Annotated in this window: 10 protein-coding genes; 4 read left to right on the top strand and 6 right to left on the bottom strand. The window is 69.7% G+C overall.

All coding sequences use genetic code 11. The features are described 5' to 3' along the window. The first annotated feature begins 3 nt into the window (after positions 1-3). Positions 4-576, top strand: coding sequence for a WhiB family transcriptional regulator (locus tag ACQBAU_RS01325; protein ID WP_434548735.1), 573 nt, complete (start codon positions 4-6; stop codon positions 574-576). A gap of 313 nt (positions 577-889) precedes the next feature. On the opposite strand, the gene ACQBAU_RS01320 is transcribed toward ACQBAU_RS01325, so the two are convergent. Then, entirely contained in the window at positions 890-1,702 is an 813-nt protein-coding gene (locus tag ACQBAU_RS01320) for an HAD family hydrolase (protein WP_434548736.1), read from the bottom strand. Positions 1,703-1,707: 5 nt separating this feature from the next. Further along, complete coding sequence (serS, locus tag ACQBAU_RS01315; protein ID WP_434548737.1) at positions 1,708-2,982, bottom strand: serine--tRNA ligase; 1,275 nt, start codon at positions 2,980-2,982, stop codon at positions 1,708-1,710. Between the two features lie 34 nt (positions 2,983-3,016). Between serS and ACQBAU_RS01310 the strand changes: the two genes are divergently transcribed. Further along, a complete protein-coding gene (locus tag ACQBAU_RS01310) occupies positions 3,017-4,627 on the top strand; it encodes a bifunctional phosphatase PAP2/diacylglycerol kinase family protein (protein ID WP_465256257.1) in 1,611 nt (536 codons plus the stop codon). Between the two features lie 94 nt (positions 4,628-4,721). Here ACQBAU_RS01310 and ACQBAU_RS01305 read toward each other — a convergent pair whose 3' ends face one another. From ACQBAU_RS01305 to ACQBAU_RS01295, 3 genes are all read right to left on the bottom strand, one after another. Then, positions 4,722-7,484, bottom strand: a complete 2,763-nt coding sequence (locus tag ACQBAU_RS01305; RefSeq protein ID WP_465256256.1) for a carbohydrate binding domain-containing protein — start codon at positions 7,482-7,484, stop codon at positions 4,722-4,724. 159 nt (positions 7,485-7,643) lie between these two features. Continuing rightward, positions 7,644-8,567: a prephenate dehydratase gene (gene pheA / locus ACQBAU_RS01300; protein WP_434548740.1), complete on the bottom strand. Its 924-nt coding sequence runs from the start codon at positions 8,565-8,567 to the stop codon at positions 7,644-7,646. A gap of 64 nt (positions 8,568-8,631) precedes the next feature. Further along, positions 8,632-9,078 carry a hypothetical protein gene (locus tag ACQBAU_RS01295; RefSeq protein WP_465256255.1) on the bottom strand — a complete coding sequence of 149 codons (447 nt, stop codon included), beginning with the start codon at positions 9,076-9,078 and terminating at the stop codon, positions 8,632-8,634. A 225-nt stretch (positions 9,079-9,303) separates the two neighbouring features. On the opposite strand from ACQBAU_RS01295, the gene larB reads away from it, so the two are divergent. Further along, positions 9,304-9,981, top strand: coding sequence for a nickel pincer cofactor biosynthesis protein LarB (gene larB, locus ACQBAU_RS01290; RefSeq protein WP_434548741.1), 678 nt, complete (start codon positions 9,304-9,306; stop codon positions 9,979-9,981). Then, positions 9,978-11,402 (top strand): nickel pincer cofactor biosynthesis protein LarC, encoded by a 1,425-nt coding sequence (gene larC / locus ACQBAU_RS01285; protein ID WP_434548742.1) that lies wholly within the window; start codon positions 9,978-9,980, stop codon positions 11,400-11,402. The genes larB and larC overlap by 4 nt, the downstream gene beginning before the upstream one ends. A gap of 59 nt (positions 11,403-11,461) precedes the next feature. Here larC and ACQBAU_RS01280 read toward each other — a convergent pair whose 3' ends face one another. After that, positions 11,462-13,018 (bottom strand): sulfatase-like hydrolase/transferase, encoded by a 1,557-nt coding sequence (locus ACQBAU_RS01280; RefSeq protein WP_465256254.1) that lies wholly within the window; start codon positions 13,016-13,018, stop codon positions 11,462-11,464. Positions 13,019-13,034: the final 16 nt, after the last annotated feature.

Below are 13,034 nucleotides of genomic sequence, written 5' to 3'. Positions count from 1 at the left end.
ACGATGAGTGCAACGGTTGAGTCCACGGCAGCCCCGGCGTGTGCGCAGGCCACGTCCTTGTTCCAACACCCCCTGCTTGAGGAGCCGCCCACCTCGAACGCCCCTGCGGCCGAGCGTCGGCAGGCGGCCATGCTGGCCCGCCGCGCCGAGGAGGTGTGCGCGACCTGCCCGCTGATGCAGAACTGCCTCTACGACGCCGTCGTGAAGTACGACGTGGACGGCTTCGCCGCCGGCACCACCCGTCGCCAGCGCAACGAGATCCGCGCCAGCCTGGGCGTGACCGTCGCCCCGGAGGACTTCGACACCCTCGCCGGTGTCACCGCCCGGCACCGTCAGGTCGACCATGACGAGGTCGTCCGGCTGCGCAACGCCAACCCGCACGAGAGCCTGGAGATGCTGGCCCAGCGGCTCGGCTGCTCGCTGTCGACGGTGAAGCGCCACCTGCGTCGCGCCCGCAACGAGACCAAGGTGACCCCGATCCGGAAGCCGCAGACGGTGTCGATGCGCCAGGTGATGGAGGCCTTCCGCCGCGTCGTGCTGCCGGCCGCGGCCTCGCAGACCCGCCGCGCGGCCTGACCGTCGGGCGGTTCCGGTCCCCGGTGACCGGACCGCTGGACGTACAGACGCCGGCTCCTCCGCGGCTCAGCGACCACACCTCGCTGAGCCAGTCGGAACGAACCGGCGTCTGAGACTCAAGTCTCGCAGCCCCCCGGGTCACCTCATCGCTCCCCGACCCGGGAACGGCGATCCGATCCCCCGAGACCCCTGCTCCGCCCCCGTGGAGCGGGGGTTTCGTCGTCCCCGGGTCCGGGCCACGAAGCTGGCGTGGCGGGCCGTACGCCTGACGAGTGCCCGGCGGCGCGGTACGGAGGGGGCCGGCCGGAGAAGCTCAGAACCAGCGCGAGAGTTCAGCCGCGGTGCCGCCGTCGAGGAAGGGGTCGGTGACGTGGTCCGCCACCGCCTTCACCTCGGCCGGCGCCTGCCCCATCGCGACGCCACGGCCCGCCCAGGTCAACATCTCGATGTCGTTGCGACCGTCGCCCAGCGCGAGCACGTCGGCGGCGTCGATCCCCCACCCGCCGGCGATGTCGGCCAGCGCGGTCGCCTTGTCGACGCCCTCGGGGGCGATGTCGAGCCACGCGGAGTAGCCGATGAAGTACGACACCCCGTGCAGGCCGAGCTGCTGCGCGAGCTCGATGAACGCCTGGTCCGACCGGCCCGGCTCGCGGATGATGACGCGGGTGACCCGCTCGGCGGCGAGTTCCTCCGCGGTCGACATCACCAGGTCACCGGACAACTCCCCCTCCGGGAAGGGCCCGGTCATCCGGTAGCCGCGGCCGAGGTCCTCCACGGCGATCAGCGCGTTCGGCGCGAGCCGCTGCACCTTCTCGATCACGTCCGCCGGGTCGAAGGTGACCTGACGCCGTACGGAGAACGGCGGGTACTCGACGATCACCGCACCGTTGGACGCCACGGCCGGCCCGGGCGGCAGCTCGAGCTCGTCGAACACCTGCTGGGTCCCGTGCCAGGAGCGGCCGGTGGCCAGCACCGCCGGAATGCCGGCCTCGACCACCCGCCGGACCGCTGACCGTACCGACGGCAGCATGTTTCCCAGGTCGTCGACCAGGGTGCCGTCGATGTCGAGCGCGACCATCTTGGGGGACCACCCCTTCGGCGTGCCCTTCGGCTTGCGTCGCATCATCGCCGTCAGCCGATCGGGGTGAGCGACTCGCGGCCACCGAGGAACGGTCGCAGCGCCTCGGGGACGTGGACCGAGCCGTCGGCCTGTTGATGGTTCTCGAGGAGGGCGATGATGGTCCGCGGCACCGCGCACAGGGTGCCGTTCAAGGTGGCGACCGGTCCCGTCCCGCCCTCGAACCGGGAGCGGATGTTGAGCCGTCTGGCCTGGAAGTCGGTGCAGTTGGAGGTCGAGGTGATCTCGCGGTAGCGCTGCTGGCTGGGCACCCACGAGTAGCAGTCGTACTTGCGGGCCGCGCTCAGCCCGAGGTCCCCGGCCGCGACGTCGAGCACCTGGAACGGGATCTCGAGCGCGGTCAGGAACTCCTTCTCGTACGCGAGCAGTTGCTGATGCAGGCCCTCGGCGTCCTCGGGCGCGCAGTAGACGAACATCTCGACCTTGTCGAACCAGTGCACCCGGAAGATGCCGCGGGTGTCCTTGCCGTGTGAGCCCGCTTCGCGGCGGAAGCAGGGGCTGTAGCCGGCGTACTTGATCGGCAGTTGATCGGCCTCGAGGATCTCGTCGGCGTGCATCCCGGCCAGCGCCACCTCCGAGGTACCCACCAGGTAGAGGTCGTCGGCCGGCAGGTGGTAGACGTCCTGCTCGGCCTGACCGAGGAACCCGGTGCCCTCCATGGCCTGCGGTCGGACCAGGGCGGGCGCGATGACGGGCGTGAAGCCGTACGACAGCGCCTTCGACATCGCGAAGTTGACCAGCGCGAACTCGAGCTCGGCGCCCACCCCGGTGAGGAAGTAGAACCGTGAACCCGACACCTTCGCGCCGCGTTCGATGTCGATCGCGCCGAGCCGCTTGCCCAGGTCGAGATGGTCGGCGACCTCGATCCCCTCGGCGGCGAAGTCGCGCGGCTCGCCGACGGTCTCCAGCACCACGAAGTCGTCCTCGCCACCGGGCGGGACGTCGTCGAAGACGAGGTTCGGCAGTGCGCGAAGCTGTGCGTCGAAGCGTTCCCCCTCGGCGGTGTTGGTCGCCTCGGCCTGCTTGACCTGGCCGGCCAGCTCCTTGGTCCGGGCGAGCAGTTGGGCCTTCTCGTCGCCCTGGGCCTTGGGGATCAGCTTGCCGAGCTCCTTCTGCTCAGCGCGCAGCTGCTCGTACGACCCGATGGCGGCCCGGCGCGCCTCGTCGGCGGCGAGCAGGGCGTCGACCACCGACTCGTCCTGGCCCCGGGAGCGCAGCGACGTGCGGATGCGGTCGGGGTCGGTACGCAGCAGCTTGGGATCGATCACGGCTCCAGCCTACCGAGCGGCTAGGTTGTCGATCATGGCACGTCGGCCTCCGTCACGCTCCGGTCTGTTGATCACGACCGGTCTCGTCATGGGCTTCACGGTCTGGACGATCCTGGTGCTGCGGACCTGGACCATCCCCTCGTTGGACCGGCAGTTGCTCGCACCGCCGGTGGATCCGCTGTCGTCGCTCGGGCAGATCCTCACCACCGTTGCACTGGTCACCTATCCGTGGCTGTTGTACGGGGCGCTGCTGGGACTCGCGCTGTGGGCCGTACGGCATCGGCTGCGCAACGTCGCCGCGGCCCTGGTGCTGACCGTGCTGCTGGCCGGCGGCGGTGCCGCCCTGCTGCGCCGAGTGGTGGGCCGGGCGCGCCCCGAGCAGGCCATGGAGTCGATCACCGTCACCAGCTTCGCCTACCCGTCGGGACACGTCACCGCGGCGGTCGCGGCGGCGGTGATGGTCGGTGCGGTGATGACGGTGACCCGCCGGAGCAAGTGGACCCGCCGGTGGTGGACGATCGGGTCGGCGGCGCTGGTGCTGGTGGTGGCCCTCGACCGGTGGGTGATGTCGGCGCACTGGATGTCCGACATCATCGGCGGCGCCCTGCTCGGCGGGGCCTCGGCTGCGGTCGCCCTGGTGGCCGCCGACGTGCACGTCCTGCCGCACCGTTGGCAGGACCTGCTGTGGGTCGACAGCCGACCTGCACCGCCCGAGCCGACCGGGCCGCGGTGTGCGGTGATCTTCAACCCGATCAAGGTGACCAACTGGGTGACCTTCCGTCGCCACGTGGAGTACGAGCTGCAGCGGCGCGGGTACAGCCGGACGTTGTGGTTGGAGACGACGCCGGATGACCCGGGACGGGCGATGACCGAGGTGGCCGTACGCAAGGGGGTCGACCTGGTGCTCGGGGCCGGTGGCGACGGCACGATCCGGGTCGTCAGCTCCGGCCTGGCGGGCACCGGGATCCCGTTCGGGTTGATCCCGGCGGGCACCGGCAACCTGCTGGCCCGCAACCTCGGGATCCCGCTCGACGAGGCCGACGCGCTCGAGGTCGCCTTCGACGGCGACACCCGCAGGATCGACCTGGTCAAGATCACCGTCGACGAACACGAACCCACCCACTTCGCCGTGATGGCAGGGATCGGGATCGACGCCGCCATCCTCGGCAACACCGATGTCAGCCTGAAGAAGGCCGTCGGTTCGGCCGCCTACTTCGTGTCGGCCGCCCAGCACGTCAACCACCCGCCGGTCGCCGTCCGGATCAGCGTGGACGGGGAACGTCAGCCGACCCAGGACTTCCTGGTGTTGGTGGTCGGCAACGTCGGCTTCCTGCAGGGCGGCATCCCGTTGATCCCCGACGCCAAGGTCGACGACGGCCTGCTGGACCTGCTCGCCGCCGCGCCCCGGACGTGGCGCGACAAGGTGACCCTGACCGCGAAGGTGATCGCCCGACGTGACCGCAGCAGTGATCAACTGCAGCGCCACACCGCCCGCAAGGTGGTGATGCACCTGGACGAGCCGCGGGAGTACCAGCTCGACGGTGACGCCGCAGGGGAGGCCCAGCACGTGGTGTTCGAGATCGACCACCACGCGTTGACCATCCGGGTGCCACGCAGCGACCAGCCGGCCGAGCTCGCCCGCTGAGTCGGCGTCTCGACCAGCTCGCCGGGCGTGGGGTGCGCGACGGACGTGGGGTGCGTCTCGACCAGCTCGCCGGGCGTGGGTGCCGGGTGATCGTTCAGCTGCAGTACGCGGACTCGAGTTCCTCGCCGTGTCCGGCCTTCACGCCGTCGACGATGCGTTGGACCACCTTCTTCCCTGCTTCCCCGCGGCCGCTGAGTCCGGACAGGTCGAGGGCGCGGCCCTCAGTGGTGGCCCGGACGGCGAGGCACTTCTGCTCAGCGGTCACGTCGGTGATCGGCTGCGGCACCACGTAGGTGAAGACGTGCGAGCCCAGGCCCTCGAAGAACACGTCGCCTCGGGCGTTCAGCTCGGCGTACTTGCCGGTGCCGTTCAGCAGTGTCGTGTACTCCTTGGTCTCGCCGTTGATCATGAACAGCCGGTTGCGGACCGTGCCGTACACATTGCCGTCGATGGGCGACACGTGCAGCTGGGCCCACTTCCAGATCGTGCGATCCGGGTACTCCGGGATCCCGATCTGCTCGGCGTACTCGACCGCCGTCCCGTCGCCGTTCAGCGTGAACAGGACGTTCTCGGCGATGCCCCAGACCTTCTGGTCCGGGCCGACGACCAGACCGGTCACACCTTCCTTGCCGGCGACGGGCACGAACTCGCGGACCGGCTGCCGGGTGACCGGATCCCACACGATGATCTTGGCCTCGGTGGCATCGGTCGGATCGGAGGCGAGGCCGCCGTCCAGCGTGGTGCCGATGTAGACGAGACCGTCGTTCGGGTTGTACAGCACCGAGATCACCGACTGCCGCAACACGAGGTCGTCGGTGAACCACCGGTGCTCGCCGGTCGCGAAGTCGTACACCGCGAAGCCACCCTGGTTGAGGCCGTACCCGGCGATCGCGCCGACGTACAACTCGTCGCGTTCCTGGTTGTACGCCATCGTCATCGGCCGGTCCTGTCCCTCGGCGTGGCCGTCGAACAGCAGTCGGGCCGCTTGCGTGGGCTTGGTCGGGTCGAACTCGTTGACCCGCGCATTGCCGTACGAGGCGATGATGATCTTGTCCTGCCGGACGATGGCGGACTCGAACTGGCCCTGCGCCAAGGTCGGGAACTGCTCCGTCCCGTCGAGGCTGACCTGGGCCAGTCCGCCGCCGAACCCGGAGGCCCACATGGTGTCGTCGGGACCACGGAAGATCGACTGGATGACCGTCGGTTGCCCGAAGCCGACCTCGTGGGTCTCCTTCGAGCCGCTGCTGAGGTTGAGCCGGATGACACCGTCCACGTCGGTGCCGTAGATGGTCATCCCCGGCCATTCGGGATCGTCACCGGGGACGTCGACCCAGGCCATGTCGCCCAGATAGCCGGCCACCCCCTCGTACGCGACACGCTTCGTCTTCGCCTCGATGTCGTAGTAATAGAGGTCGCCGGCGAAGCCGTACAGCACGAGGTCGGGGTCGGTGGGGTGGGCGAAGAAGCGGTACCCGTACACCGCCTTCTCGCCCTTGTTCCAGTGATCAACAGTCCCGTTCGGCTGCATCACGAACAGCGCAACATTCTTAGTCCGGGCGAAGATCCGGCCGTTGACCACTGACATCGCGACCAGCATCGACTCGCTCTCCAGACCGGGGGCGTTGGTCTCGTCGGTGATCCGGGTCAGCTCGCCGTGACCGCCTTCGGTCCAGCGCCAGATGCTCGCCTTCTGACCGCCGACGCCGACGAACAGTTCGTCGGTCTCGTGGTCGTAGGCGACCGAACGGGCGTACGGCTCGGTGGCGCTGACCAGCCCGAGGTCGTTGATCATGTCGGTGGTCGGGTCGTACTGGTAGACGCGCGCCTCGGGGTAGCCGCCGATGTACACCGTGCCGTCCGGCCCGGGGGTGATCCCGAAGATCGCGGTGCTGGTGCCGACCTTGCCGATGTCGCGCACCTGCTTGGTCTCGGGGTTGTAGACCCACAGGTGGGTGTCGCCGGCGGTGGCCATGTAGACCCGGCCGTCGGTGGCGGTGACGATGCCGTACGCATTGGAGACGGTCTGCATCGGGCGGGTCTGCAACAGTTCGCCGGTCTCGATGTCGGTGACCGTCAGGGTTCCCGGTGACTCGGTGTTGGGCTCCCCCTTGAAGACCTGGTACGACACCCAGCGGCCGTCCTGCTGGCCGACGGCGGGCATCGACCCGTCACGGGTCTGCACCGGCTGGCCGAGGTGGCGGACGTCTGCGTTCTCCGCGAGCACCGCTGCCACCCGCGGATCCTCGCCGGGTTCGCCCGGCTCGTCCGGGGTCGCGAAACCGAAGTGCATGTTGTCGATCCAGGTGTCGGTGGTGCTGCCGATCGGGGCGTACACCATCACCGCGGCCGAGCCGGCCGCCGGCGGTGCGTAGAAGTCCAGTTCGACCCGCTGCCATGCGTCGAAGCCGACCCTCACCGCCTGCTGCTTGGCACTCACCTGTTCGCCGGCCGCGTCGTAGAAGTAGACGATGATCGAGAACCAGCCGCTGGTGACGTAGGCGTCCAGCCCCACCTCGTACACCACGTCGGGATCGACCGACATCGGTGCGCTGATGAGTCCGCCGCCCTTCTCCGCCGACGGATCGGTCAGTCGCAGGCTCTTGGTCCCCTCACTGACCGGGTCGGTCGCGGTGGTGAAGAGCTGGGCCGAGGAGGCCGACCACGGCGCCCAGTGGGCCAGCGTGTCCGGCGCGGCGCCCTCCTCGAAGCCAGGGTTGCCGAGCAGGTTGGGGCTCTCCTCGGCGGCCGGACCGGAATCGGCCTGCACGGCCGGGCCGACCAGGGTCAACAGCAGGAGCCCGGCGAGCAGCACCGTGAGGACGGGAGTACGCAGGGGGTGGGGGCGGGCAGTGGTCACGTCGGTGACACTCCTTCGGGTCAACGGGGACCGGCGGCAGTGCCGGTCACGCCGAGACTAGCGGTACGTACCGCTGTCCCGGAAGGGTGTTGCAGAAAGTTCCATCGTGCCCGCGGTGGGGTCGGGCGGCTCGGGTGGGCCCGCTCGTCGTGGGGCCCGTCAGCGGCCGCGGAGTTGGGCCAGCCACGCGGCGGCGGCGGCGAAGTCGGCGTTGGCCGTACCGGGGGTGATCACCGGGGCCTGCCCGTCGGCCCGCGGGTAGGAACCGAGGAACTTCACGTCCTTGCAGACCCGGTGCAGGCCGAGCAGCGCCTCCCCCATCCGGGCGTCGGCGAGGTGCCCCTCGGCATCGACGCTGAAGCAGTAGCTGCCCAAGGTGGTCTTGGTGGGTCGGGACTCGATCCGGCACAGGTTGATGCCGCGGCTGGCGAACTGGTCAAGGATCTCCAGCAGCGCACCGGAGTGGTCCTCGCGCTGGAACAGCACCAAGGTGGTCTTGTCGGCACCGGTGGGCGGCGTGGGCCGGGCGACCCGGCTGATCACGACGAACCGGGTGACGGCGAGGTCGTTGTCGGCGATCTCCTCCACCAGCACCGGCACCTGGTACGTCTCGGCGGCGATCTCGGCGCAGACCGCGGCCCGACCCGGTCGTGGATCGGCCGCGAGCTCGGCCGCCGCCCCGGCGGTCGAGCCGACGTGCCGTACCGGAACCGCGGGCAGGTTGGTCGACAGCCAGCCGCGGACCTGGGCGTCGGCGACCGGGTGGGTGAGGATCTCGGTGATCGACCCCATGGTGGTCCCGGCGGTCGCGCACAACACGAACCGCACCGGCAGCAGCACCTCGGCGGTGATCATCAAACCGTCGGCAGCAGCGAGGTGGTCGAGGGTGGCCGACACCCCACCCTCGACGGAGTTCTCGATCGGCACCAGCGCGGCGTCGATCGTGCCCTCGACCACCGCGTCGATGGCGGCCAGGACGTCGGGGAACGGCCGCGGATCGACGACGTCGTCGAGCTGCAGCAACGCCTGGTGGGTGAACGTCGCCTCCGGCCCGAGGTAGCCGTACGTGCGTGGTGTGGACACGGCCCCAGCGTAGCGACGTGCCGTGAGTCGTCGCCCACGGTGTTGGAGACGTCGCCGCTTCTCTTCAGTCCCTTGGCGAGCTGACGTAGGCATCCCAGACCTGATGCGCCTGGGCAGGTGTCAGCCGGTCGACCTCCTGCCGAGGCATCTTCACCACGTTCACCAGTGTGTGCACCAGCCAGTCCGGCACCTGATCAACAGCGGGCTCGGTCGCAGCTTCCAGCCCGTAGATCACCCTTCCCAGTGCTGACAGCGCTTCGGCCAGTGGAATCGTGTGCGGCGACTCTTCCAACGCCGACACCCGATCGTCGGCCAATTCAGCCTCGAGTTCGCCACGGTTTAGGCCGAGCGCCTCGATCGCGGTGTCCAGATCCGTACGGGCACCACTGTCGGTCGCCACCCGCGCGAGGAGCAGCACGCTCTCCCGCAAGTCCTGCTCGAGGCGGCGGATCTCCTCCAAATGGGCCATGCCAACGACCGCGGCCACAGCCTTGCCATGGCGCTCGACCACGACGTCCTCCCCGCGCTCGGCCGACCTGACCAGGCTCGAGATGCCTCGAGTCGCCGCCTCGGACACCGAGACCGCGTGCGGAGCTGCAGCGAAAACCGCCATACAGCAACTGTACAGATTTCTGCACAGAATCCAACGGGCTGCCCTCCCGCGACGCCCTCGAAGCACCCCGACTCAACCGCAGCTCCGTCGAACTGCCCGGTGCCTCCGGGATATCGTGCGCAGATGAGCGAGGAGCGGAACGGCCGGGAGGCCTGGGCACGGCTTGACCTCGAGCGCGCCCGGCGGACCGGAGACCCCGAGGTCGTGTACGGGGAGGGAAAGACCCCCGATCAGGTGGTCGCCCTGCTCCGCCGGTTGCGAGCTGCGCACCCGGCCCGGGCGGCCCTGGCGACCCGGCTCAGCGACGACACGATGACCCGGATCGGGGAGGACCTGCCCGAGGCGGTGGTCGACACCGTCGCCCGCGCAGCCACCCTCGGCACGCTGCCGAAGCCGACCGGCACCGTGGCGATCATCTCTGGCGGCACGTCCGACCAGCGGGTCGCGGCCGAGGCGGCGCTGACCGTCCGCTGCTTCGGCGCCGACGCCACCCGGATCAACGACGTCGGGGTGGCCGGGCTGCACCGGCTGCTCGAGGCGAAGCCCGAGTTCGACACGGCGGACGTGCTGATCGTGGTGGCCGGGATGGAAGGCGCGTTGCCGTCGGTCGTGGGCGGGCTGACCGGGGTGCCGGTGATCGCGGTGCCGACCTCGGTGGGGTACGGCGCCAGCTTCGGTGGGCTCTCGGCCCTGCTCGGGATGCTGAACTCGTGCGCTCCCGGGGTCGTCGTCACCAACATCGACGGCGGGTTCTCCGCCGGGGTGCACGCGGCCCGGATCGCCCGCCGGCGGCCCGAATGAGCGGTACGACCACCGGCGCCGCCGGTGCCCGGGTGGCGTGGCTGGACTGTGGTGCCGGCGTTGCCGGGGACATGCTCCTGGGCGCCCTGCTGGACGCCGGTGCCGACCTGGCGGTGGTGGTGGCGGCCGTACGGCTGGTGGACCCGGCACTGGACATCACCGTGCAGCGGACCTCGCGGCACAGCCTGGCTGCCACCAAGGCGACCGTGATCGACACCCGGACGGGACAGGCCGCGGATGCGCCCCTGCCACCACCTGATCATGGTCACGATCACGGGCACACGCACGCACACGCACCTGGCCACGGCCACGGGCACGACGACGGACATGGCCACCGACACGTCCATGATCACGAGCACCCCCATGATCACGGGCACACCCGTAGCTGGGCGGAGGTCCGCGAGTTGATCATGGCCGCCGGACTGTCGACCGAAGTGCGGACCCGGGCCCTCGGGGTGTTCGGTCGACTGGCCGAAGCCGAGGCGGCGGTCCATGGCACCAGCCCGGACGAGGTGCACTTCCATGAGGTGGGCGCTCTCGACGCGATCGGCGACGTGGTGGGCTGCGCTGCCGCACTGGCCGACCTGGGCATCTCGGAGCTCACCTCCTCGGTCGTCACGGTCGGCGGTGGCGAGCAGGTGGTCGGTGAGCACGGCCGGGTGCCGATCCCCGGTCCGGCGGTGACCCATCTCGCTCGCGCCGCTGCGATGGTGATCACCGGCGGCCCGGTCGCGATGGAGATGACCACGCCGACCGGCGCCGCCCTGCTCGCCGAGTACGCGACCGCGTACGGCCAGGCCCCCGACATGATCATCGAGACGGTCGGGACGGGAGCGGGCTCACGCGACCCGGAACGCCTGGCCAACGTCTGTCGCGTGGTGATCGGCCACACGGCCCCCGACCCCACGCCATCCGGCGCCTCGGGCCCGCTGACGACAGCGGACGAAGCAGTCGCCCCGGTGGCGGCGATCCCGACCGAGCCGGGCCTCGTGCTGGAGTGCAATGTCGACGACCTCGACCCGCGGCTGTGGCCCGGGGTGCTGGACACCCTGCTCACCGCCGGTGCCGCGGACGCCTGGCTCACCCCCATGATCATGAAGAAGGGCCGGCCGGCACACACCCTGTCGGTACTGTGCGCGCCGGCCGCACGAGCGAGGTTGCTCGAGGTGATCATCACGCGGACGTCCACGCTCGGCGTGCGGGAGGTCGAGGTCACCAAGCACGTGCTGGACCGTACCGAGGAGACCGTCCGGATCGACGGCCACCCGGTTCGGGTGAAGCTCGGTCGGGTCTCGGGCCGGGTGGTGAACGTCCAACCCGAATTCACCGACGTGGCCGACCTCGCGGCCGCGACCGGAGTGCCCGTCAAGCAGGCCCTGGCCCGGGCAGGTGCCGCGGCCCAGCACCTCTGGCAGCACTGATCGTTGGGCACGTCATCCGTACGCCACGGCACACCACGGGTCCTCAGGCAGCCGGTTGATCACCCCGAGGCACGGTCAGCGATGCGCGCGACCTCTCCGGGGCCGTGGGTCCCCAACGCCGTCACGATGTAGCCGTCGGTCAGGTCGTCACCATGCCGGATGGCGAACCGCCACAGCCGCGTGTACAGATCCTCGACCACGTCGCGAAGGTCCGCCGGCACCGGCGACTGCGGGTCGGTGCCGAGGGTCCTGCCCTGGCGTTCCCGGTGCAACAGGTTGCGCATCTCCTCGGGATCCGACTCCAGGTCGTACAGCTCGTCGTGATCGAAGTAGTTCACCACCAGCTTCCAGCGAGGGGTCATCACGATCCGTTGGTTCCCGTACGACTCGTTGCCGTTGGTCTGGAACACCAGCTCGTCGCGCGCAGCCGGCGCAGTGCCCTGCAACGCGTCGGCCAGGGAGAGTCCGGACATCGGATGCCGGGGGGTCACCCCGCAGAGCTCGAGCAGGGTCGGGCCGACATCGGTGATCATGGCCGGCAGCTCACTCCGCGTGCCGTGGACCGCCTCGTCGAGTGGCGCACCACCAATGACCAAGGGAATGTGGTACGCAGACGCGAACGACGGCAGCCCCTTGCCCCACAGGCCGTGATCACCGGCGTAGTCGCCATGGTCCGACAGGTACACGAAGATCGTGTTCGACAACTGCCCCGCAGCGGCGACAGCGGCATGCACCTGACCGAACAACGCGTCCTGGTAACTGCAGAAGGCCAGGTAGTGGCGCAAGGCCTCACGGTGCTCTGCCTCGGTGAGTTGGTCGAAGCGGTCACGGATCCGCGAGTACAACGCCGGCTTGTCGGTCATGGGGTCGGTGAAGCTCCCGGGCAGCTCCACGTCGTTGACGTCATACATGTCGAGGAACTCTTGGGGCGGCTGATAGGGGTCGTGCGGCCCCAAGGTGCCGACGTACACCATCCACGGCTCCTCGCCGGCGGCCGCCTGACCGATGAACTCCGTCGCGGAGTCCACCACCCGCTGGTCACCGAAGGCATCCGGGTGGACCGAATAGTGCACGTACTCGGGGTACCCCGGGCGGATGATCTCCCCCGGACGCCGGTGGCCGAGGTCGTCGCGCATTCTGCGCGCCAACGTGGTGAGCTGGCGTCGCATCGCATGCTCGCGCTGCTCCTCTTCGCTGCGGTCCGCGGCTCCGCTCCCACGAGCCGTGACGCCCCATTCCTCCCAGCCATGATCAGCTGGTCCGGCCGTGTTGCTCACGTGCCACTTGCCCGTGAATCCCAATCGGTAGCCGGACTCGGCGACGGACTCCGACCACATCCGCACCCCTGACCGTGGCCCCCGGCTGAGCGCGTTGGCGACGTTCACGTTGTTCCACACACCGTGTTCGGAGGGATGGAGGCCGGAGAGGAACGAGGCCCGGGAGGGACAACAGTGCGGGGAGACGGTGTAGGCACGTGGGAACGTCACCCCCTCCGACATCAGTCGATCCACATGGGGCGTGTGGGCTCGATGCCGGCCCGGCAGGATGGTGGCACCCCGCTGTTGGTCGGTCATGAAGATCACGATGTTGGGGCGGTCGATCGACGATGTCGGCACCGGTCAGGACCCTCCT

The organism is Carbonicoccus niuqiaonis (assembly GCF_050157065.1).
Lineage (GTDB): Bacteria > Actinomycetota > Actinomycetes > Propionibacteriales > Propionibacteriaceae > Avipropionibacterium.
The sequence above is the reverse complement of the archived record's forward strand: the minus strand, read 5'-3'. Positions and strand labels throughout refer to the sequence as shown.